The sequence below is a fragment of the Allobosea sp. 01N443 genome (assembly GCF_056399325.1).
In genome coordinates, this window is the sequence record NZ_JBFTRC010000025.1 from 21186 (window position 1) to 43267 (window position 22082).

Here is a 22082-nt window from a genome sequence, read left to right on the forward strand (position 1 = left end):
GTCAGGCCGCAGCTTTGCGAATGTGGAAGACGAGAAGTTCGCCCTCGGAACGGCTGAGCTCGATTGCGTCGCCCGTCTCGCGCATCAGGTTGGGAATGTCGATCGCCGCCATGGGATCGGTGCACTCGACGACGAACAAGGCTCCGGCGTCGGCGCTCCTCAGCGCCTTGCGCACGCGCAGTGTCGGCAAGGGGCATTTCAAGCCGCGCAGATTGAGGGGGATCGAGATCATGGGCCGAGCCTGTCGAATACGCAGTGCTTCATATGATGGCTTCTTGCGCGGGAGCAACCACCGGCCCTTCGCCGCAGCGGAGCGCGAGAGGCCTTGCTGCCCTGTCGGCATCGCACGGGGCGCGATGATCGCGGGCATGAGCCGTGGCGGTCCCATCCACTTGGCTTGACCGGGGAGGGGGCGTGCCAGATGACAACAGGGTGCCTTTGTGCCCGATCGTGTTTTGGGGGATTCAGCTTTGATGCGTGTGATCGGCCTGGCAGGGTGGAGCGGTGCCGGCAAGACGACCTTGCTGACGCGCCTGATCCCGGAACTTGCACGCCGCGGTGTCTCGGTCTCCACGGTCAAGCACGCGCACCATGGCTTTGACCTCGATAAGCCCGGCAAGGATTCCTACGAACACCGTCAGGCGGGCGCGCATGAGGTGCTGATCTCGTCCGAGCGCCGCTGGGCGCTGATGCATGAACTGCGCGGCGAGCCGGAAGCGCATCTGCCGGATCTGCTCCGGCGACTATCCCCGGTCGATCTGGTGATCATCGAGGGGTTCAAGCGCGAGCCGCATCTCAAGATCGAGGTGCATCGCGCAGCCAACGGCAAGCCGCCGCTGCACCCGGGCGACCCCATGATCGTCGCGATCGCCTGCGACAGCGCATTTCCCGAGGCGGGCTGCCCTGTCGTGGATCTCGACGACATCGGCGCAATCGCAGAGATTGTGCTTTCTTGCGCCGAGCCGCTCACCGCCATTCTGGCTCGCGTGCAGCAACAGGGTTGAGGGCAGAATGGCGCAACTCAGCGAGGATACTTTCGCCTTCGGTGGCCCCTTGATGAGCATCGAGCAAGCGGCTGACCTTGCGGGCCAGCGGATTCGGCCGGTGGAGGGCACGGAGCAGGTCGCCTTGGCCGACGCCGATGGTCGGGTTCTCGCCAGCGATGTCGTGGCCGGCCTCGATCTCCCGCCCTTCGCCAATTCTGCCGTGGATGGCTATGCGGTCCGCTTCGTCGATCTGGCGTCGGCAGGAGAGACCCGCCTCGCGCTCTCAGGCCGGCTTGCCGCCGGCACTGACGCGGCGGGCATTGCAACTGCAGGCGTGGCCGTCCGGGTCTTTACGGGCGCGCCGATACCGGAAGGAGCCGATACCGTCTTCATGCAGGAGGATGTGACAGCGGAAGAAGGCTTCGTCCGTCTGCCCGGAGGCCTCAAACGCGGTGCCAATGCCCGACCGGCCGGCGAGGATATCGCGCGTGGAGAGACCGCCCTGTCGGCAGGCCGGCGCCTGCGGCCGCAGGATCTCGCGCTGCTGGCTGCGCTCGGTCATGCCTCTGTCGACGTTCGCCGCCGGCCGCGTGTCGCGATCTTTTCGACGGGCGATGAGCTGGCGGAGCCGGGCCTGCCCCTGCCGCCGGCCGCGATCTACGACGCCAACCGCGCTGCGCTGCGTGCCATGGTGGCGCGGGCGGGGGCGGATGTGGTCGATCTCGGCATCCTGCGTGACGAGCCGGGCAGCCTGGCTGCGCGCCTGAGCGGCGCGGCCCGGAGTTGCGACCTGATCCTGACTTCCGGCGGCGTCTCGATCGGAGAGGAGGATCACGTCAAGGCGGCGGTCGAACAGGTCGGCGCGCTGGTCTTCTGGCGTATCGGCATCAAGCCGGGCCGGCCGGTGGCCATGGGCGTCATCGAAGGCGTGCCGTTTATTGGCCTGCCGGGAAATCCGGTTGCCGTGTTCGTCACCTTCGCCTTTGTCGCACGCCCGGTCCTGGCACGGCTTGCCGGCTCGGCCCATGTTGCCCCGGTGCCGCTGCCTGTAAGGCTCGGCTTCCCCTATCGGAAGAAGCCCGGGCGGCGTGAGTATGTCGGTGTTTCGCTCGCTCCTGGAGCGGACGGTGTCATGATCGCGTCCAAGCATCCTCTGGACGGGGCCGGGGTCATGACCTCGCTGACGCGCACGCACGGGCTGGTAGAGCTCGCGGAGGACCTGACATACCTCGAGTCCGGAACCCTCGTGCCGTTCCTCGCCTATGATCTCCTGGTCGCGTAGCGCCGGGTTTAGATCATCGGACCGGAAATCGTATCCGGTCCGATGGCCTAGCTTTTCGGGCCAATGCTCAGTCGCGCCGGAAAATGACGCTGGAGAGCCAGCCCAGAAGCAGCGCCATGGCCGCCGTGGCCAGTCCGTAGAGGAGCGGATGGTCATGTGCGCCGGTCGCCAGCCGCTGCTCGATGCCGGTCTTGATCACCTCGAAATTGGTGGTCTGGCGCGCCAGCATGGCGCCGCCTGAATAGAGCGCGATCTCGATCTCGTAGGAGCCGGTCGGTGCGGTGGCGGGCACATCGATCGGCGCGCTGAACAATGTTTCCGACAGGAAGGTGACGCCGCGCTCGTCCTGCGCATAGAGACCCTTGTCTTCGAGGATTCGGATCAGCGCCTGGCGAAAGCGCACAGTGCTCTCCTCATAATAGAGCTCCGGCGGCAAGTTGCGCTGGGTGTTGGCCAGCCCGATCCTGTCGCGCCGCGCCGCATCCTCGTTGACGATCTCGTTCAGGGGCCGGTTGCTCGACACCATCAGGAATATCGGGCGATCGACGAAGCGCCGCTGCGTCCGGTTGATCCAGATCGGCCCGAGCCGTTCCTTCTCGCGGACGATCAGCATGCGCTGTGGCCCACGCACCGTCACCACGATGTCGTAAGGGTCGCCGCGCGCCACCGTCCGCCCGCCGCGTTCGACCAGGCCGAAGACCGTCAGTTGATCGCCGGTATAGTTCGAGGAGATCTGGATCTGATGGCTAGACACGGATGCGATCAGCGTTTCGGCACGCGGGGCAGTGGCCGCGATGGAGGTCAGCAGCAACGCAGCGGCCAGGGACCTGAAGCCCTTCATCGCGCGCTCTCCGGCAGGACTACCGAGAAGGGGTCGCTGGGCGGGATGAACAGCTCGATCGCGAAGCGCAGGCCCACCGACAGGATCAGCAGCGCAAGCAGCAGACGGAAGGAGTCGACATTCAGGTTGCGCGCCGCGCGGCCGCCGAACTGGGCCCCGATCACGCCGCCGACCAGGAGCAGTGCCGCCAGGATCAGGTCGACCGACTGGTTTGTGAGGGCGTGCAGCATGGTTGCGCCCGTCATCGTCACCAGGATCTGGAACAAGGAGGTGCCGACGACGACCGCCGGCGGGATGCGGAAGAAGTAAATCAGCGCCGGCACCAGGATGAAACCACCGCCCACGCCGAGCACGGCGCCGATGAAGCCGATGACGATGGCGAGCGCGGCGATCGGGATGACGCTGGCGTAGAGCTGCGAACTGTGAAAACGCATGCGCCAGGGCAGCTTCATCCATTGCGGATGTGTGCCGGCCTGACGGCGCCGGCGTGCCGGCTTGCCCGCCTTGGCGCGCAGCGCCGAGCGCAGCGCGTCATAGAGCATCAATCCGCCAATGATGGTGAACAGCGTCACATAGGACAGGGTGATGACCAGATCGAGCTGACCGAGCCGGCGCATCGAGTTGAAGAACAGAACGCCGAAAATGGTGCCGATGATGCCCCCGCCGACCAGGACGCTGCCGAGCTTGAGGTCGAGCGCCTTGCGGCGCCAGTAGGTCAGGACGCCGGTCATCGACGAGCCGGCGACCTGGGCGGCCACGGTCGCCACGGCAACTGCCGGAGGGATATCGAGGAAGATCAGAAGAGGGGTCAGCAGGAAGCCACCGCCGACCCCGAACAGGCCGGAGATGAAGCCGACGGCACCGCTCAGACCCAGCACCATCAGGATGCTGATCGGCAGTTCCGCGATCGGGAGATAAATCTGCACCTTTGCCCTCGTGTGCCGGCGCGGCATGAGATTCGGCGCCGGCTCGTCCCAGATTGCACCAATCCGGTTAGGCAAATCCTTATCGTGGACGAAGAAGGTGTTGCGGCCGGATCGGCTGAAGTCGCGATCAACCTCTGATGGCTGCGTAACGCGTCGAAACCATGACAGGCAGGCCAGGGGCCTGCCTGTCATGCATTAGCTGCGAGCTGGCTTTGCGGGCTTCCTGACGGCCGCGCTTGTATTGTCTTCCCAACCCTGTGCCGGTGCCGCAACCTCGTTGGCGCCAGGCTCGAGCACCTTTGCCTTCCAGGAATCGACAGCGAGCTTCGCCGCTGCCAGGTCGTTGGGGTTGAGGCGTCCGGCGACTTCGTCACGCTTGCGGGCCGCATCGTCGTCGCCCTGCTTGGCGGCGATGGCGAACCAGAGATAGGACTGGCTGAGATCGGCTGGCACGCCGAGGCCGCGGCCCAGCAGAACGGCGAGATTGTATTGGCTGTCGCGCACGCCTGCGTCCGCGGCGCGGCGGAACCATTCCGTCGCCGTCGCATAGTCCGCCTTGCCGTCGACGCCCTCGGCATAAAGCACGGCGAGATTGTGCATGGCCTTGGCATTCCCGCGCTCTGCGGCACGGGAGTACCAGACCCGCGCCAGTGCGATGTCGCGCTGGGTGCCCACGCCCTTCTCGAACATGTTGGCCAGTCGGAACTGCGCTGGCGCCAGCCCGGCGACCGCGGCGCGTTCGAACAGGCGCAAGGCCAGTTTCGGATCGCGTGTCGCGTTGCTGCCATCGGCCGCGCGGCTGGCGAGCTCGTAGACGGCACGGGCATCACCTGCCTGGGCGGCCTTGCGCAGGCCTGGCGTTCCAAATCCGGCAGGCAGGTCGCCGAGCCCGGTGACGGCCTGAACCGGGTCGGGCGCGGTCGCTGGCGGCAGCGCGGCGGTTGCCGTCGGTTGGGTGGTCGAGCTGGTGGTTTCGGGAGAGCCGAGAATCGGGGCTGCCGGTCCCGCGAAGGCGGCGGCCGGGCCGAGTTCGACCGGCGAAAGCACCGAGCTCTGATCCTTCGTGGGCTTGGCTGGAGCTTCCGGGGCGGCGGGTTCCGGGGCAGCGACGGCGGGAGCGGAGGCAGGAGTCTGAACGGTTTCGTTGCCGGCGGCCTTCGTCTTCGGGCTTTGCAGTGCGCCGGTGACGACATGGGCGGTGCCCATGGCAAGAACGACAGCGGCCAGCCCGAGCAGGAGCGGGCGGCGACGCTTCTCCATGATCTCCTTGAGCTTGCCGCCCTTGGAGGTGCTGGTGCCGCTGCGCTCGGCTTCCGCCGCGGGCACAGAGGCTGCGGCTTCGGAGGCCGCCTTTGCCGAACGCCGTGCCGCAGCGATCAGGTTCTGGCGGACCGATTGAGGATCCTGGGCTGCCGCGGCCGGAGCGGCCGGTGTGTCCTGGCGCGGCCGGCCCGAGCCCGGTTCGAGCGGCAGGTCATGGGACCTGGCGGCAGGCGCTTCTGCTGCGCGTTCCGCCGGCCGGGTCGTCTCCAGCCGGGCGCCAAAGCGATCCTCGATCGCGGCGCTCATGCTGGCAGGAAGTGCAAGGCCACGCGTCGACGGCATGGTGGAGGGGCGCGCCGCGGCCGCCGGGGCCGGTGCGAGCGCGACCTCCTTCCGCTCGAGGCCGAGCTCGGCTTCGAGGCTGGCGAGGCGCGAGATGATCGTCTCGAGGGTCTGATGGACGGCGCCGATCGCGTCCTGCGTCTCCCGGCCGGAGGCGGCGTTGCTCTCGCGCAGTCCGGAAACCAGGGTGCTCAGCTCAGCAAAGCCTCCCGCCTGAGCGGGGGGCTTGCTCGCCATATCGGCTATGGCGGTGCGTGCGGCACGTTCGGCCGCGGCTGCGGTGTCCTCGCGCACGGTCTGGAGGTGTCGCACGAGGTCCTGCAGCGTGCGCTCGATCCCGGTCTCGGCCGAACGCGTCGCGACGGCCTCGTCGAGCCGGCTGGCGAGGCCGGCGATCTGCTGTTCGAGTGCATCGAAGGAATCGGATTCGGCGCCAGGGCGTCCCGCCTCGTCGATCTTCTCGGCGAGGCTGCGCAACATGTCCTCAACCGGGCGCATGTCGACGCGCGCGACCTGTACGTTGCCGCCGTCATGGACCATCTGGGTCAGGTTGCTGGAGGCTGCGAGACTCTCGATCCGGGCAGCCAACCCTTCGATCTGCTTCATGACTGCTGCCGGGCCGTGATCCGCCAGCGTCTCGATCTGGTGCTGCAGGCTGTCGATCCGGTCCGCGAGCTGGTTCGGCTGCCGATCGGAGACATCCTCGAGCTTGATGATGAGGGCCTCAATCCGGCGCGACAGCTCGTTCGATGCCGGAGAGCCGGAGGCGCCGATCTCGTTGAGCCGCGCGAAGAGTTGCTCGGTCTGAGACGTGATCACCTCGGGGCGCATCACGGGCAGCGAATCGACCTTGTCAGCTAGCGCCTCGACCTGCCGCGACAGCGAAAGCAGCGGGGCGGGATCGCCGAAACGGTCGGTGAGCAGGGCGTCGCGCACGTCCTCGATCGCCTGGGACAGGCCACGCATCGAGAGTGCATCAGGCTGCCCGTCGCGCAGCCGGGCGACTTCGCCCGCCAGAGCCGAAACCTGATGCGAAAGATCGCCGAGGCGGTTATCGCCGGTGCTCGTGGCGAGCAGTTCACGCAATTCTGCGATGTCGCGAAGCACAGGGGTCAGTGCAGCGCGGTCGCTGCCGCGCGCCGCGAGTGCGTCGACCTTGGCGGCGAGATGCGCGAGCTCCAGCTCGAAACGGGCATAGCTCTCGCCGGAATTCTCGCGGGCGAGGCGGGCGACTTCGGTTTCGATCCGCGCCAGAGGCTTCAGGATAGGCTCGATACGGTCGTTCCGGTCCAGCCGCTCCAGCTTCGAACCGAGATCGGCAATCAGCCTTTCCAGTGCGGGCGTTTCGACCTGGCGTGACGCCGCAGCCGGGGAGAGGCGCTCGGACATGAGAGAGGGATGGTCGYCCCTGGCGCCGACCCTCTCGCCCAACGATCGGAGATCCTGCCGCAAGGCCGCGACCCGGCTCTCGCTCAGGCCTGTCCGGCCCGAGGCGGCGGCTTCGGGATCGGTATCCAGCATGCGCTGGCGCGTGCGGATATCCGTCACCGCTGCGGCCAGGCCATCGCGATTCAGGGCCGGGCGGGCGGCGGCAGCCTTGCTCTGGGCATCAACCGCCTTGCGCTCGATCTCGGCAATGCGCTCGCCCATGGTCTTGATCGCGTCGGCGATGACGTTGGTGGCGCGTTCCTGACGCTCGGCGTTACTGCGCTCGCCGCTGACGAGACGGTTCTCGGTCTTCTCGATCCAGCGCGCGATCGAATCCAGGGCGCCGGCCGTCTTGGCGCTCGATTCCCGGGTCATGCGCTCGGCGAGGGCGGCCTGCGACAACGCGGCCTCGATCTGGCCCCGCGACATCTCGGGAGCAAACTGCGGCGCCGCAGCGCTTGCTGCGGCCTGCGAGGAGGTTTCCATCTGCCCTTGGGAGAGCTTGGCGAGGCGCTCGGACAGCGCTGCGATGTCGAGCTGCTCCAGAGGGGCGGCTGTCGGCTCGCTCTCTTCCGCCTCGACGCGAATCTTGTGGTCCAGCCATTCACCCAGGGTCATTCCGGCGCGCCGCGCCGCGGCCTTTGCGGCATCGCGGGTGCGCGGATCAACGCCCTTGACGCTCCAGGGCAAGCTATTGGCCATGATCTCGCTCGCCTAAGGGGACCGGTCTTCAGTCGGGATGCGCAGCCCCCTGGCGCCGCAGCTTCCCCGCGCGAAACAGGCGATCGTGAAGATTCAGTTGCCGCTGACGACGGCCTGGCTCGCAGACCCGACTTTTGGCCGTCACGGTAAACGGACGGTTAATATCCGGGGGCCGGCCGTTAATTTTTTGCAAACGCCCGGACAGGGGCAGCACGAATGCCGGGCTCGTAACCGTAATTTACCCCCAATTGGCCGATATTACCTGACGCTAGGAGATGGGGCGAGCTATTCCCCCTACCCAACGGAACTTCGTCGCCACCGATGCCGGCGGTTCCCTGCGTCCAAACTTTTTAAGGAACTCCATGTCGCGCCACAGCAATGCTATGGCGGCCGGCTCTTCAGATACCGGCCGCACATCGTCCACGCCTACTTCCAGTGAAGCCGACTCGGCTGGTGGTTTCACCATCAGCGACCTTGCCCGCGATTTCGCGGTGACCCTGCGCACGCTTCGCTTCTATGAATCGCGCGGTCTCCTTGCTCCGGCCCGCTCGGGCATGACGCGCATCTATTCCGGCCGCGATCGCTCGCGGCTTGCGCTGATCCTCAAGGGCAAGCAGCTCGGTTTCACGCTGGTTGAAATCCGCGCCATGCTCGCCAATGAGGAAAAGAAGGGCGAGGCCGGCGCAGAGAAGTCGGCTTCGGTCGGCGGGCTGCAGCTCACCCGCGGGCAGATTGCCGAGCAGCTCGAATTGCTGCGCTCGCAGCAGGTCGAGATCGAAGGCGCGATCGCCGAGCTCGAAGCGACGCTTGCGGGCCTCGACAAGGCCTGAGCGCCTCACGGCACGGATTATCGATCATTTGATCGGGATTGACGGCTCCGGACTTGTGTCCGGGGCCGTTTTGTCATGCGCTGCGGATGGGAAACGCGACAGGGTGCGGCAACAAAATGGCCCAGCCCTCTTCACAAGTCACCCATAGATTGTTTATATATAAACTATCTGATGAATGGCTGCCCCRGATCGCATTCTGCAGGCGGCCGCGCTGCGCGAGAGGGAGGACACCATGCCGGTCTACAAGGCGCCCGTCGAAGACACCCTGTTCCTGCTCAACGACGTCTTCAACATCGAACGCTACAACAACCTGCCGGGTTTCGCGGATGCGACGCCCGATGTGGTCGCGGCGGTGCTGGGCGAGGGTGCCAAGCTCTGCGAGGAAGTGCTCCAGCCGTTGAACCATTCCGGCGACCAGGAGGGCTGCAAGCGCAACCCTGACGGATCCGTGACGACGCCAAAGGGCTTCAAGGAGGCGCACAAGGCCTATGCCGAGGGCGGCTGGATCGGACTTGCCATGGATCCCGAATATGGCGGCCAGGGCCTGCCCTATACGCTCGGCGCCGTGATGAACGAATATGCCTCGGCGGCGAACATGGCGTTCTCGATGTATCCCGGCCTGACCATGGGCGCGATCGCCGCACTCTACGTGCACGGCACTGAGGAGCAGAAGCGCACCTATATCCCGAAGATGGTCGAGGGTGTCTGGTCGGGCACGATGAACCTGACGGAGCCGCATTGCGGCACCGATCTCGGCCTGATCAAGACCAAGGCCGTGCCGAATGGCGATGGTTCCTATGCGATCTCCGGCACCAAGATCTTCATCTCGGCCGGCGAGCAGGACATCACCGAGAACATCATCCATCTCGTGCTCGCCCGCATCGAGGGGGCTCCCGCCGGCGTCAAGGGCATCTCGCTCTTCGTGGTGCCGCGCAACGTGGTCGGCGCCGACGGCGCGGTCGGCGAGCGCAACGGCGTCTCCTGCGGCTCGATCGAGCACAAGATGGGCATCCACGGCAATTCGACCTGCGTCATGAACTATGACGGTGCCAGGGGCTGGCTCATCGGCACCGAGAACAAGGGCCTCAACGTCATGTTCGTGATGATGAACGAGGCCCGCCTCGGCGTCGCGATCCAGGGGCTCGCCCAGTCCGAGGTCGCCTATCAGAACGCTGTTGCCTATGCCAAGGACCGCCTCCAGGGACGGGCGCTGACCGGCGCCAAGGAGCCGGACAAGGCTGCCGATCCGATCATCGTCCATCCCGATGTCCGTCGCACGCTGATGTCGATCAAGGCCTTCAACGAGGCTGCGCGCGCCTTCGTGCTGTGGAACGCGCTGAAATCCGATGTCGCCCACCGTTCTGCCGATGCCGCCGAACGCCAGGCCGCCGACGATCAGCTTGGACTGATGACCCCCGTGCTCAAGGGTGTCCTGACCGATGTCGGTTTCGACAACGCGGTGAAGGCCCAGCAGATGTATGGCGGCCATGGCTACATCGCCGAATGGGGCATGGAGCAGTTCGTGCGCGACGCGCGCATCGCCATGATCTACGAGGGCGCCAATGGCGTGCAGGCCATGGACCTGATCGGCCGCAAGCTCGGCCGAGACGGCGGCCGCGCCATCATGGCCTTCTTCAACGAGGTCGGCGGCTTCATCAAGGAACATGGCGAGGACGAGGGGCTGAAGCCGCTGCTCGCTCCCCTGCTGGCCTCGCTCGGTCATCTCCAGCAGGCGACGATGTGGTTCATGAACAACGCCCTCGCCAAGCCTGACAATGCCGGTGCCGGCGCAACCGACTACATGCACCTGCTCGGCCTCGTCTCGCTCGGCTATATGTGGGTGAAGATCGCCAAGGCTGCGCAGGACAAGCTCAAAGCCGGTGCCAATGGCGCGACCGAGCGGATGAACACCAAGCTCGTCACCGCGCGCTTCTTCATGGAGCGCACCCTGCCGGAGACGGCCGCGCATCTGGCACGGATCACGGCCGGCGCCGATTCCACCATGGCGCTCTCGGCAGAGCAGTTCTGAGCAGACCAAAGGTCATGCCCGGGCTTGACCCGGGCATCGCTTGCAGATTGCCTTCGCTTCCAGATGGCCGGGACATGCCCGGCCATGTTGGCGAAGTCCCAACAACGAGCCGCCATTGCGGCGAGCCCGGGAGGCCTTGATGGCTGACGCATTCATCTACGATCACGTTCGGACGCCGCGCGGCAAGGGCAAGGCCGACGGCTCCCTGCACGAGGTCACGGCGATCGAACTCGGCACGCAGGTGCTGCGTGCGATCAAGGACCGCAACAAGCTCGAGCCCAAGCTGGTCGAGGATGTCGTCTTTGGCTGCGTCGATCCGGTCGGCGAGGCCGGCGCCGATATCGCGCGGACCGTCGCGCTCAAGGCGGGGTACGGCAAGGAAGTGCCGGGCGTGCAGATCAACCGCTTCTGCGCCTCGGGCCTCGACGYGGTGAACCTTGCCGCGGCGCAGGTCATGGCCGGCCAGAAGGAGATGGCGATCGGTGGCGGCGTCGAGAGCATGAGCCGCGTCGGCATGGGCGCCTCGGGCTTCGGCATTGCGGTCGATCCGTCCGTCGCGATCGACACCTATTTCATGCCGCAAGGCGTCTCGGCCGATCTGATCGCCACGAAATACGGCTTCTCGCGTGACGATGTCGACGCCTTTGCCGTGCGCTCGCACAAGAAGGCCGCCGCCGCCTGGGCTGAAGGCCGCTTCAGGAATTCGGTCATCCCGGTCACCGACGTTAACGGGCTGATTCTCCTCGACCGCGACGAGACCATTCGTCCGAATACGGACATGCAGGCCTTGGCAGCGCTCAAGGCATCCTTCGTCCAGATGGGCGAGATGGGTGGTTTCGATGCCGTCGCGACGGCGGCTCACCCCGATGTGGAGTTCGTCAATCACGTGCATCACGCCGGCAATTCCTCCGGTATCGTCGATGGTGCGGCTGCCGTGCTCGTCGGCTCGAAGAAGGGCGGCAAGGCGGCTGGCCTGAAGCCGCGCGCCCGCATCCGGGCCTTCGCCACTGTCGGTTCCGATCTGGCGCTGATGCTGACCGGGCCGGTCGACGTCACGGAGCTGGTTCTGAAAAAGGCCGGCATGACCACAGGGGATATCGACCTGTTCGAGCTGAACGAGGCCTTCTCCTCGGTGGTGCTGCGCTATCAGCAGGCCTTCGACATCGACGACGCCATCCTCAACGTCAATGGCGGCGCCATTGCGATGGGCCATCCGCTCGGCGCCACGGGCGCGATGATCCTCGGCACTGTGCTCGACGAACTCGAGCGCACGAACAAGCAGACCGCACTCGTCACGCTTTGCGTCGCCGCCGGCATGGGCGTCGCGACCATCATCGAACGCGTCTGATCGGCACGAAGGGGAGAGAACCTATGAACCTCACCAATTTCCGCTTCGAGACCGACGCCGACGGCATTGCGACCCTGATCTGGGACATGCCCGGCCGTTCGATGAACGTCATCACCCCCGAGGTCATGGCCGAGTTGAACCAGGTCATCGACCATGTCGTCTCGAGCGAGGCGATCAAGGGCTGCGTCATTACCTCCGGCAAGGAAGCCTTCTCGGGCGGTGCGGACCTGACCATGCTCCAGGGGCTGCGCGACCTCTATGTCGGGCTTGCCAGGGAGAAGGGCGAAGCGGCTGCGATGCAGACCTTCTTCGACGAAAGCCGCAAGCTCTCGCTGCTCTATCGCAAGCTCGAAACCTGCGGGAAGCCGTTCGCAGCCGCCATCCATGGCGTCTGCCTCGGTGGTGCCTTCGAACTTGCGCTCGCCTGCCAGTATCGTGTCGCCTCGGACGATGCCTCAACCCGCGTCGGCCTGCCCGAGATCAAGGTCGGGCTCTTCCCCGGCGCCGGCGGTACGCAGCGTGTCTCGCGCCTGATGCAGACCGGCGACGCGCTGCAGATGATGTTCAAGGGCGAGCAGATCAAGGCGCTGCCGGCCCGAAACAGCGGCCTCGTCCATGCGGCCGTGCCGCGGGATCAGATGCTTCAGAACGCCCGGGAGTGGCTGAAGGCCAATCCGCAGGCCAAGGCGCCCTGGGACGATCCCAAGTTCAAGCTGCCTTCCAACAAGGTCTATTCGCCCGCCGGCATGCAGATCTGGCCACCGGCCAACGCGATCTATCGCCGCGAGACGAATGACAACTACCCGGCCGCACGCGCCATCCTGAGCGCAGTCTATGAGGGCCTGCAGTTGCCGATCGATCTCGGCCTCAGGGTCGAGAGCCGCTATTTCGCAAAAATTCTGCGGACGAAGGAGGCGGCCTCGATGATCCGCACGCTCTTCGTCTCGATGCAGGAGCTGAACAAGGGGGCTCGCCGCCCGGCCGATGTCCCGGCGAGCAGGCTGAAGAAGGTCGGCGTTGTCGGCGCAGGCTTCATGGGCGCGGGCATCGCCTATGTCACCGCCCAGGCAGGCCTGGACGTCATCCTGATCGACCGCGACATCGAGGCGGCCGAGAAGGGCAAGGCCTATTCGCATAAGCTGGTTTCCGACCAGATCATGAAGGGGCGCGCCAAGACGGCCGACCGCGACGCGCTGCTCGGCCGGATCATCGCCTCGGCGGACTATGCCGATCTCAAGGGCTGCGATCTCGTCATCGAGGCCGTGTTCGAGGATCCGAAGGTCAAGGCCGAGGTCATCGCCAAGGTCGAGGCGGTGGTCGGACCAAGGACGATCTTCGGCTCCAATACATCGACGCTTCCGATCACCGGGCTCGCCCAGCACTCGCAGCGCCCGAAGAATTTCATCGGCGTGCATTTCTTCTCGCCGGTCGAGAAGATGCTCCTGGTCGAGATCATCATGGCCAAGAAGACCGGCAAGAAGGCGCTCGCCATGGCGCTCGATTTCGTCCGCGCCATCAGGAAGACGCCGATCGTCGTCAACGACACGCGCGGCTTCTATGCCAACCGCTGTGTCGGCAACTACATCCGCGAAGGCCATCTGATGCTGATGGAGGGCGTGCCCCCGGCGATGATCGAGGCCGCCGGCAAGCAGGCCGGCATGCCGGTCGGTCCGCTGTCCCTCAATGACGAGGTCGCGGTCGATCTCGCCTACAAGGTGCTGAAGGCGACCAAGGCCCAACTCGGCGAACAGGCGGTCGATCCGGCGCAGGAAAGACTGCTCACCGAGATGGTCGAGACGCATGGCCGCCTCGGCCGCAAGAACAGGAAAGGCTTCTACGACTATCCGGAAGCCGGCCCGAAGCGGCTTTGGCCGGGGCTTGCCGAGCTGACGAAGAACCGGCTCGACCCCGAGCTCATCGACATGCAGGAGCTCAAGGAACGCCTGCTCGTCACCCAGGCCCTGGAAGCTGCCCGCACCTATGAGGAAGGTGTCGTGACCGATCCTCGCGAGGCGGATGTCGGCTCGATCATCGGCTTCGGTTTCGCGCCCTATTCGGGCGGCACGCTCTCCTACATCGACAACATGGGCGCGGCCGTCTTCGTGAAGCTCTGCGAGAAGCTCGCCAGGACCCATGGAGAGCGCTTCAGGCCGAACCGGCAGCTCAAGCGCATGGCGAAGACGGGCGAGAGCTACTATGGCAATGCGGAGAAGAAGGCTGCCGCATAATCCCCTGAGGCCACCGCGTGACGATTCGGCCGATCATTGGCTTTCCCGATTCTCGGCTGCGCATGGCAGCCGAGCCGGTGACGCGTTTCGATGCGGTGCTTCGCTCGCTCGCGGCCGATTTGCTGGAAACGATGCGGGCGGCTCCCGGCATCGGCATAACGGCGCCGCATATCGGTCTTCTCCAGCGGCTGGTCGTGCTGGAGCTGTCGCCGGGTGAGGTTCGGACCTATGTGAACCCGGCGATCGCCTGGGCTTCACCTGACATGATCCGCCACCACGAGGGCAGCGTTTCGATGGCGGGGGTTGCAGACGAGATCGAGCGTCATGCCCGCGTCCATGTCACCTATCGGGACCTGGACGGTGCGGAACAGTTCGAAGAGGCAGATGGCCTGCTCGCCGTTTGCCACCAGCACGAGATCGATCAGCTCGACGGCATTTTCTGGGTCGATCGCCTGTCACGCCTGAAGCGCGACAGGCTGATCGCCCGCTACAACAAGCTGCGGCGTGCGTGATCTTGCCGCTCGCCGGCCCTTGGCAGAACCGGAGCCTGGCGCAGCCTCTCGCAGGCGCCTGCGGCAGCCTTTGGGCGGTGATGGGTCGGCCGAACCCCTGACTGGCCCGGAACCGGACACGACGACCGAAACGTGACGATTCGCTCAAGCGCGCGAAACGCGCGCGACATTCCGATTCGCCCTTCGCAAGTGCCTGCTTTTCGCGAGCGCGGCTGCGACGGGGATGGCCGGAATCTGAGAGCAATCCACCGAAAAATGGGTGCTTGCGGACGATGCCGCTGACCGAAATCCCGCCAGATCCGACGCCGCGATGGCCGAGCCTGCAGCCGCTCAGGTGCGTCCCAGCTCCCTCCCGGGAGACGTTCCGGCGGGGCCGCGCGCTCTTCATCAGGGTGTCTACCCCTTCGGTAGGCTGGYCTGCGAAGAAGACGTGGTCGAGACCTCCTGGAGGCAGCACAGCGAGCAGGGCTCCGCGGCAAAGACCTCGAGGCGATCGAACGGAACGGAAGGGGTGTAGTCCGGCTGGTCGGCAGGGGCTTGAACGCCGGGATGATCGGCCTGCCTGCAGGCTTCGCATTGAGCGCCGCCATCTGGCCGGGCCACCCATTACCGGCTTACCTACGCGGCCCTAGTAAAACACGCTTCGGCACGCGACCATGCGCCGGGTCTGCTTGACGAGCCGGCACACGCCGAATGGCATGCAGAATGCTTCGAAATCACGGGGGTTTTCGCCCGGCTGCGAGACGAAGGCTGTCGGCCGCATCCTGTACAATTAAGCTTCTCTCAACCTAACAGCGCAAAGCGGGCTGTAAATTGCGGGCGAGGCGGGGCACCACTGCGCGCCGCGGTCGCCCGGTCGCTTCGACGTTGCGAATGACGTAACGTCGGTTTTGGCGTAGTTTGGATGAAGGGGGGAACAAACTGGACCAAACCCCAATGGTCGAGAGCAGTCAGGATACCGACCGGCTCGCAGACCCGGAGGCTCTCGCTGTCCGTGAGGCCCTTGAACGCATCCTGACATCGGATGCGTTTCGCAGTGCACCGCAGCTCTCCGCATTTCTGAACTTCATCGTGGAGCGCCGCATCGAAGGGCGCAGCTCGGAACTCAAGGGTTACACCATTGCGGTTGAGGCCTTCGGCCGACCGGCAGATTTCGACCCGCAGTCCGACCCCATCGTCAGGGTCGAGGCCGGTCGTCTGCGCAGGGCGCTAGGCCAGTATTATCAGGGCGATGGCGCCGACGACACGATCCGCATTTCCATGCCGGTCGGCGCTTACGTCCCTGTCTTTGAACATCTTGGGGCTGCCGGGATGCCGGCCGAGCCGGCGCAGGAGCGCATGGCGCCCGGCGACGCCAGGGCGGCCCAGCTGCCGGTCCCTGAGCGGCCGAGCAGGCACGGTTTCAGGCTCGGGCACTGGCTCGCCGTGTTAGCGCTGGTCCTCGTGATCGTGCCTCTCGCCACTTGGCACTACCTCCCGCCGCTCGAGACGACACCGCAACCCGACCCGCTGGTGCGCCAGGCTCAACTGATCGAGGAGGCAGCGCGTCGCGCGGGATCGAGCGCGTCGGCTCATTTGCCGATGGTCGTCGTATCGCTGAGCGGCGCGGCCGACGATCCGGAGCTGGCCGGGCTGGTGCAGGCCTTCACGCGGCTCCTGGTCGATGCCCTGGCTCGATTCGACGATCTCGTTACCGTTCGTACGCCGGCCGCCGGCGCGGACCTCTATAGCGGCGCCGACTATGTCTTCGAGATGAATGCGACGCGGCAAGGCGGGGCGACGGAAGGCTTCGGCCGGTTGCGCTCCGTCAAGGACGGTCGTGTGGTCTGGACGACGTCTGCCATCCGGACATTGCCGAAGGGCGAGGACGCTCCGGAATTGCGCGAGATCGCCCGACGGCTCGCAGTCAGGCTTGCCGAGCCCTTCGGCATCATTCACGCCGACTATCGCCAGACGATGACGGCGTCGCCGATGCGCTGTGTCTTCCAGGCGCTGAATATCCGCCGCACCATGCGCGCCGAAGATCACCTGGCCGCCCGCAACTGCCTGGAGGCGGTTCTGGAGCGCGACCCTGCCTTCCATCCCGCCTGGTCGCAGCTCGCCCTGCTGACGGTCGACGAATACACCGCCGGACTCAATCCACTGCCTGGTTCGCCGCTCGATCGCGCCTTGAGCGCCGCGTTGACGGCGGTCAGGCTGGCGCCGTCCAGCGCACGCGCGCAGCAGGCCATGATGGACGTTTACTTCGCACGTGGCGCCTATGAAGATGCCTTCAGGGCGGGCCGGGCCGCGCTCGTCCGCAATCCCTACGATCCCGACATCATGGCCGATCTCGGCGCGCGCTATGTTCAGATCGGTCAGCCTGCGGAAGGCCTGCCGCTGCTGCAGCGGGCTGTGGCATCCAGCAGCGGCCGTCCTGCCTGGTACGATTTCTACGCCTTCCTGGCCGAGCATCTGATGGGCAATGACAAGCTCGCGGATGCGCATGCCGCCATTTTCGTCGCCGATGACAGTCCGCTCAGCTTGCTTGGCCGAGCCCTCCACTTTGCGGGAAAGCATGATGAGCCGGGCGTTTCAGCGGCCCTGCGACGGCTGGCGCAGGCGGCTCCGCTCTTCGCGATCGACGCCAGGCTTTACCTGTCGCGGATGGGGTTCAGCGAAGCCGTCATCGACCGGATCATGTCGGATCTCGGGCCGCGTCGGCTTGAAGCCAGCGGCGTTCACTAAGCGAATTCCCGACCGTCGCCGCTTTTCGTCCATGGCCCTCGCATGCGCGTGAACAGACGGTTAATGTCGGGTAGCAGAGTGATTCGTCGCTTTCATTCCCCAGCAACCTCTTTCGCGCGGTCGTCGCCTTGGCCCCTGTCCGCCTTACCGCCTTGCATCCTCTCGCCAGTGCCGTGACCGGCGTGGCGGCTGGCGCAATCGCGGTTCTCGCCTTGCCGGGAGCGCTGGCCAACGCCGCCGGCCTCCTGCTGGCGGGGGCAGGGTTGGCGGCATCCGCGATCTTCTACGAGCGACGTGTCCTTGCGCAGCGCGAGCAGATCTTCGCGGCGATCGGCGAGGTCAAGGTTCGCCTGGCTACCAATGCCATCAGGCTTGACAGTTTGGCGCAGCGTGTCGAGCAACTGCCGATGAGCGAGGCCGATGCCGCGCCCGCACGTGCTGCGATCAATGAACTGACGGCCGAGGTCGGATTGCTCGGCGACCTGTTGCAGCAAGTCGCAACGACGCTGGCAGATCACGACACGCAACTCTCGGCTGCGCAGGCCCGGCGCAATGCCGAAGCCGCTCCCCCGCCGCCGCCGGCGCCTGCTCCCGAGCTTGCCCGCATTGCGCATCGCGAGGCGCTTGCTGCAGCGCGTGCGGAGGCCATTCAGGCCGAGCAGCTGCGCGCTGCCGATGAACGAGCCGCGATCATCAGCACCGCGCTGGCCGAGGGCAAGGTCGAGGTCCATCTCCAGCCGATCGTGCAGTTGCCGCACCGCCGGACACGTGGCTACGAGGCGCTGGTCCGTCTGCGTCTCGACGAGAGCACCTTGCTGCTCCCCGCCGAATTCCTGGCGATCGTCGAGGAGCGGGGTTTCGGCCCGACGCTCGATGCACTGGTGCTGACACGTACGCTGGCGATCGCGCGCCATCTGGGATCCAAGGACGGCGGCCTGTTCGTGGCCTGTAATTTCAGCGCCGCAACCTGGGCCTCGTCGCAGGCTCTGGTGACCCTCTCCCGTATCCTCGAGAAATATCGCGAGCACGCCGGCCATCTGGTGATCGAGATGCCGCAGCGCGTCTTCCGCGCTCTGGAGCCGACCAGCCTTGGCCTGCTGGGGGCGATGTCCGCCAATGGCGTGCGCTTCGCGCTCGACCATGTCGGCGATCTTCGGTTCGACCCGGCATCGCTGCATGATCGTGGCATTCGCTTCGTGAAAGTGCCGGCCGCCCTGCTGCAGGCTGAAGCCGAGCGTTCCTCGATCGATATCGCCGCCGCCGATCTCGCGGCTCAGCTCGCGCGGGCCTCGATCATCCTCGTCGCCGAGAAGATCGAGGATGATCCGACTGTCGCGGACATGATCGAGCTTGGCGTGACCTATGCCCAGGGGCTGGTGATTTCACCGCCGCGGCCGGTCAAGCCGGAGGTCTTTGCCGATCCCGAGCCGGCGAAACCCGCCGCTCCAGTGCCCGAGCCCGAGCGGCCCGCCGCGCGGATCTCGGCCGAGATTCTGGGCTATCCCACCGTCGGCACATCGCCTGCGGCAGCGCTGCCAGCCCCGCCGAGCGGGCCTGCGCAGAAAGGCCCGGCGCCGGAGCGCCTGCCGTTCCGCGCCGTGCTACGCCGCGCCAGCGCCTGACAAAACCCTATCGCTGCCCGTTGCGACGGCCTAAACCGGCACCGTGCCGCGCTGCCGTCGCGCCGCATAGCCCAACTGGTTTCAGGGGAGTTGACCGCTTTGCAGCCTGCCAAGACCGCGCCCACCGTCGCATTGAGCGGATTCTCGGAAATCACCGACCGGTTCGATCTCTGCCTGTGCGATATCTGGGGTGTCGTTCACAACGGCGTGGCAGCTCATCAGGACGCCTGYGATGCGCTGGTTGCGATGCGGGAACGCGGTGTTTCCGTCGTGCTGGTGACCAACGCTCCCCGTCCCCGCCGTGAAATCGAGGTCCAGCTCGCGCGTTTTGCCGTGCCGGAGGCTGCCTATGATGCGATCGTGACCTCCGGCGATGTCTGCCGGGCGCTGATCGAGGAACGGTCCGGCGAGCCGGTCTTCATGCTCGGCCCTGACCGCGACCTGCCCCTGATCGCCGGGCTGGATGCGCCGCGCGTCTCACCCGCGGACGCGCGCTACGTGCTCTGCACGGGATTGTTCGACGACGAGACCGAGACGGCCGAGACCTATGCCGGCCTCTTTGCCGATCTCGTCGCACGGGATCTCGTGATGATCTGCGCCAATCCCGATCTGGTGGTCGATCGCGGTGGCAAGATCGTGCCCTGCGCCGGCTCGCTCGCGCTGGCGTACGAGCAGATCGGCGGCAGGGTGATCTATGCCGGCAAGCCGCATCGCCCGATCTACGAAATGGCGCTGCATATCGCCGAAGCGCGGCGTGGCAAGCCCGTTCCGCCAGACCGGATTTGCGCAATTGGTGATGCCATTCGAACCGACATCGCCGGGGCGAACGCCTTCGGCGCGGCGAGCGTCATGGTGCTGGCGGGCATTCACGCCCAGGATCTTGTCGAGAAATCGTGGGAAGAGCGCCACGGCTGGTTCGCAGGGCAGCATGCCCGCCCGGATTACGCGATTCCGCAGCTCGTCTGGTGACGTTCGGCCACGCTCAGGCGTGGCAGACCGCTTCCATCTTGACCTTCAGGGTCTGGGCGTTGAACGGCTTGACGATATAGTTGTTCACGCCGGCCTTCTTGGCGGCGATGACGTTCTCGGTCTTGGATTCGGCCGTGACCATGATGAACGGCGTCGTCGCGAGGGCATCTTCCTCGCGCACGCGCTGGAGCAGCTCGAAGCCGGTCATCGGCTCCATGTTCCAGTCGGAGATGACGAGGCCGTATTTCTTGTCGCGCATCTTGGCGATGGCGGTCGAGCCGTCCGACGCATCGTCGACATTCTCGAATCCGAGCTGCTTGAGCAGGTTCCGAATGATCCGGACCATCGTCTGGTAGTCGTCGACCACGAGGATGGGCATGGACGGATCGAGAGCCATTCTGGTGCTCCAAGCGTAACGACTGCAGCGCGGGGCAATACCCGMGCGCGGACCGCCTTCAGTGAGTGGCGACCATGCCGGGAGTGATAGGGCACTGGCGTTTCGAAGCGGTTAATTTGAACGAAAACTGACGTACGGGAAGTATCGCTCCGGCCGCGGCACCAAAGTCGCATGGCCGAGGCGCCGGGGCTGTGGCATTCTATGTTGCGCCGCAACAAGGGCGGCGCATCGAAATTGCATCGGCAGCCGGACCAATGAACGCAGTCTCCTATCAGGTTCATGCTTTCGAAGACCTCGCGATCGGCCAAAGCGAAAGCCTGATGCGCACGGTGATGGAGCGGGATGTCTCGCTCTTCGCCGATCTCTCGGGGGACGCCAATCCGATCCATCTTTGCGAGCGCTACGCGGCGGGCACGAAGTTCGGCCAGCGCATCGCGCACGGGATGCTGACCGCGAGCCTCGTGTCCGCGCTGCTCGGCACGAAATTGCCAGGGCCGGGCGCCGTCTACCTGTCGCAGACGCTCACCTTCCTCGCTCCAGTCAAGATCGGAGATGTCGTCACGGCGCGGGTCGAAGTGGTCGAACTCGTTGCCGAGCGTCGGCGCGCGCGCCTGTTCTGCGACTGTGTCGTCGACGGCAAGGCCGTGCTCGAGGGAGAGGCCTGGGTCGCCTTGCCGCCGGCAAAGCCAAAGGGCTGAAGCAGGGGGCTTGCGTCCGGTGTCCTTGACGCTGCTGGCCTGAACCGCCATTGACTGCCGCGCGCGGGCGTGCCCCGCCGAGGCGGAACCCTTCGTGCCATGACCCGTCCGGCTGAAGCAAAGCTTCGTGTTGCCCTTCGATCGCGCCATTGCGGCCGTGAGCGCCGAGAGTTTCGTCGATGACCTGCTGCTCGAGCGGCTCGGCGTCGGGGGGCTCGTCTGCGGCTACGACTTCCATTTCGGCAAGGGCCGCGCCGGCTCGCCCGAGATGCTGCAGGCGAGGGCGGGCGCGCGCGGTGTCCCGGTCACGGTGGTCCCGCCCTATTCCTGGGCGGGGGAGCCGGTCTCCTCGACCTTGATCCGCACCGCGCTGGAAGCCGGAGATGTCGGCCGCGCAGCGGAGTTCCTTGGGCGGCCCTGGTTCGTGCGCGGCGAGATCGCCCATGGCGACAAGCGTGGGCGCGACCTCGGTTACCCCACCGCCAACATGCATCTCGCCCGTGATTGCCGCCTGAAATTCGGCATCTATGCCGTCAGGATGAAGGTCGACGGCATCTGGCGCGACGGCGTGGCGAGCTTCGGCAGTCGCCCGACCTTCGATGACGGTGCGCCGCGGCTCGAGACCTTCCTCTTCGATTTCGCAGGCGATCTCTATGGCAAGATCGTCGATGTCGCACTGATCGCCTGGCTGCGGGGCGAGGAAAAATTCGACTCGCTCGAAGCCCTCATCATGCAGATGGACAAGGACAGTGCCCGGGCCCGCGCCATTCTGGCGCAAACACCGCCCTTCCTTCCTTAACCTGCCCCTGTTAGAAGCCGTTCATGCTCGCTCATTGCGCCCAGATCATAGAATTGCTCCGGCGAATTACGGGCCCGGCTGACGCTGCCCTGCGCTGATCGCAGGCGTCCGCGCAAGCCGGGATGACCGCCGCTTTCCCTTGTCCTTAAGGAC

17 protein-coding genes are annotated in these 22082 nt (G+C 65.9%); 12 read left to right on the plus strand and 5 right to left on the minus strand.

Annotation, left to right across the window (positions count from 1 at the left end):
- Nucleotide 1: 1 nt before the first annotated feature.
- A complete protein-coding gene (locus AC1DRP_RS09600) occupies nucleotides 2-232 on the minus strand; it encodes a sulfurtransferase TusA family protein (protein WP_441493551.1) in 231 nt (76 codons plus the stop codon).
- A gap of 241 nt (nucleotides 233-473) precedes the next feature.
- Between AC1DRP_RS09600 and mobB the strand changes: the two genes are divergently transcribed.
- On the plus strand, nucleotides 474-1004 hold the full coding sequence (gene mobB / locus AC1DRP_RS09605; RefSeq protein ID WP_441493552.1) for a molybdopterin-guanine dinucleotide biosynthesis protein B: 531 nt from the start codon (nucleotides 474-476) through the stop codon (nucleotides 1002-1004).
- 7 nt (nucleotides 1005-1011) lie between these two features.
- Nucleotides 1012-2268, plus strand: a complete 1257-nt coding sequence (locus AC1DRP_RS09610) for a molybdopterin molybdotransferase MoeA (protein WP_441506111.1) — start codon at nucleotides 1012-1014, stop codon at nucleotides 2266-2268.
- Nucleotides 2269-2335: 67 nt separating this feature from the next.
- On the opposite strand, the gene AC1DRP_RS09615 is transcribed toward AC1DRP_RS09610, so the two are convergent.
- The 3 genes from AC1DRP_RS09615 to AC1DRP_RS09625 form a co-directional block, all read right to left on the minus strand.
- Nucleotides 2336-3109, minus strand: coding sequence for a TIGR02186 family protein (locus AC1DRP_RS09615; protein ID WP_441488850.1), 774 nt, complete (start codon nucleotides 3107-3109; stop codon nucleotides 2336-2338).
- Entirely contained in the window at nucleotides 3106-4035 is a 930-nt protein-coding gene (locus tag AC1DRP_RS09620; RefSeq protein ID WP_441506112.1) for a sulfite exporter TauE/SafE family protein, read from the minus strand. The genes AC1DRP_RS09615 and AC1DRP_RS09620 overlap by 4 nt, the downstream gene beginning before the upstream one ends.
- Nucleotides 4036-4230: 195 nt before the next feature.
- Nucleotides 4231-7770, minus strand: coding sequence for an SEL1-like repeat protein (locus AC1DRP_RS09625; RefSeq protein ID WP_476768390.1), 3540 nt, complete (start codon nucleotides 7768-7770; stop codon nucleotides 4231-4233).
- Nucleotides 7771-8045: 275 nt separating this feature from the next.
- Between AC1DRP_RS09625 and AC1DRP_RS09630 the strand changes: the two genes are divergently transcribed.
- The 8 genes from AC1DRP_RS09630 to AC1DRP_RS09665 all read left to right on the plus strand — a co-directional run bounded on the left by AC1DRP_RS09630 (nucleotide 8046) and on the right by AC1DRP_RS09665 (nucleotide 20035).
- Nucleotides 8046-8600 carry a MerR family transcriptional regulator gene (locus tag AC1DRP_RS09630; RefSeq protein ID WP_441479735.1) on the plus strand — a complete coding sequence of 185 codons (555 nt, stop codon included), beginning with the start codon at nucleotides 8046-8048 and terminating at the stop codon, nucleotides 8598-8600.
- A gap of 232 nt (nucleotides 8601-8832) precedes the next feature.
- Entirely contained in the window at nucleotides 8833-10629 is a 1797-nt protein-coding gene (locus AC1DRP_RS09635) for an acyl-CoA dehydrogenase C-terminal domain-containing protein (protein ID WP_441506140.1), read from the plus strand.
- A 139-nt stretch (nucleotides 10630-10768) separates the two neighbouring features.
- Nucleotides 10769-11977, plus strand: a complete 1209-nt coding sequence (locus AC1DRP_RS09640) for an acetyl-CoA C-acetyltransferase (protein WP_476768391.1) — start codon at nucleotides 10769-10771, stop codon at nucleotides 11975-11977.
- A gap of 23 nt (nucleotides 11978-12000) precedes the next feature.
- Nucleotides 12001-14205: a 3-hydroxyacyl-CoA dehydrogenase NAD-binding domain-containing protein gene (locus tag AC1DRP_RS09645; protein ID WP_441506115.1), complete on the plus strand. Its 2205-nt coding sequence runs from the start codon at nucleotides 12001-12003 to the stop codon at nucleotides 14203-14205.
- 17 nt (nucleotides 14206-14222) lie between these two features.
- Nucleotides 14223-14717, plus strand: coding sequence for a peptide deformylase (locus AC1DRP_RS09650; protein WP_441506116.1), 495 nt, complete (start codon nucleotides 14223-14225; stop codon nucleotides 14715-14717).
- Nucleotides 14718-15653: 936 nt separating this feature from the next.
- On the plus strand, nucleotides 15654-17444 hold the full coding sequence (locus AC1DRP_RS09655) for a hypothetical protein (protein ID WP_476768392.1): 1791 nt from the start codon (nucleotides 15654-15656) through the stop codon (nucleotides 17442-17444).
- A 128-nt stretch (nucleotides 17445-17572) separates the two neighbouring features.
- On the plus strand, nucleotides 17573-19066 hold the full coding sequence (locus tag AC1DRP_RS09660) for an EAL domain-containing protein (RefSeq protein ID WP_441506118.1): 1494 nt from the start codon (nucleotides 17573-17575) through the stop codon (nucleotides 19064-19066).
- 99 nt (nucleotides 19067-19165) lie between these two features.
- Nucleotides 19166-20035, plus strand: coding sequence for a TIGR01459 family HAD-type hydrolase (locus tag AC1DRP_RS09665; protein WP_441488860.1), 870 nt, complete (start codon nucleotides 19166-19168; stop codon nucleotides 20033-20035).
- A 13-nt stretch (nucleotides 20036-20048) separates the two neighbouring features.
- On the opposite strand, the gene AC1DRP_RS09670 is transcribed toward AC1DRP_RS09665, so the two are convergent.
- Nucleotides 20049-20432, minus strand: coding sequence for a response regulator (locus AC1DRP_RS09670; protein WP_043231142.1), 384 nt, complete (start codon nucleotides 20430-20432; stop codon nucleotides 20049-20051).
- Nucleotides 20433-20686: 254 nt separating this feature from the next.
- Here AC1DRP_RS09670 and AC1DRP_RS09675 point away from each other — a divergent pair, with 254 nt between their 5' ends.
- Entirely contained in the window at nucleotides 20687-21130 is a 444-nt protein-coding gene (locus tag AC1DRP_RS09675; protein ID WP_441506119.1) for a MaoC family dehydratase, read from the plus strand.
- Between the two features lie 112 nt (nucleotides 21131-21242).
- A complete protein-coding gene (gene ribF / locus AC1DRP_RS09680) occupies nucleotides 21243-21929 on the plus strand; it encodes a riboflavin biosynthesis protein RibF (protein ID WP_476768399.1) in 687 nt (228 codons plus the stop codon).
- Nucleotides 21930-22082: the final 153 nt, after the last annotated feature.

Coding starts and splice junctions, on each gene's coding strand:
- AC1DRP_RS09600 (WP_441493551.1), bottom strand. CDS start 232: ATGATCTCGATCCCCCTCAATCTGCGCGGCTTGAAATGCCCCTTGCCG.
- mobB (WP_441493552.1), top strand. CDS start 474: ATGCGTGTGATCGGCCTGGCAGGGTGGAGCGGTGCCGGCAAGACGACC.
- AC1DRP_RS09610 (WP_441506111.1), top strand. CDS start 1,012: ATGGCGCAACTCAGCGAGGATACTTTCGCCTTCGGTGGCCCCTTGATG.
- AC1DRP_RS09615 (WP_441488850.1), bottom strand. CDS start 3,109: ATGAAGGGCTTCAGGTCCCTGGCCGCTGCGTTGCTGCTGACCTCCATC.
- AC1DRP_RS09630 (WP_441479735.1), top strand. CDS start 8,046: ATGGGGCGAGCTATTCCCCCTACCCAACGGAACTTCGTCGCCACCGAT.
- AC1DRP_RS09635 (WP_441506140.1), top strand. CDS start 8,833: ATGCCGGTCTACAAGGCGCCCGTCGAAGACACCCTGTTCCTGCTCAAC.
- AC1DRP_RS09645 (WP_441506115.1), top strand. CDS start 12,001: ATGAACCTCACCAATTTCCGCTTCGAGACCGACGCCGACGGCATTGCG.
- AC1DRP_RS09655 (WP_476768392.1), top strand. CDS start 15,654: ATGGTCGAGAGCAGTCAGGATACCGACCGGCTCGCAGACCCGGAGGCT.
- AC1DRP_RS09670 (WP_043231142.1), bottom strand. CDS start 20,432: ATGGCTCTCGATCCGTCCATGCCCATCCTCGTGGTCGACGACTACCAG.
- AC1DRP_RS09675 (WP_441506119.1), top strand. CDS start 20,687: ATGAACGCAGTCTCCTATCAGGTTCATGCTTTCGAAGACCTCGCGATC.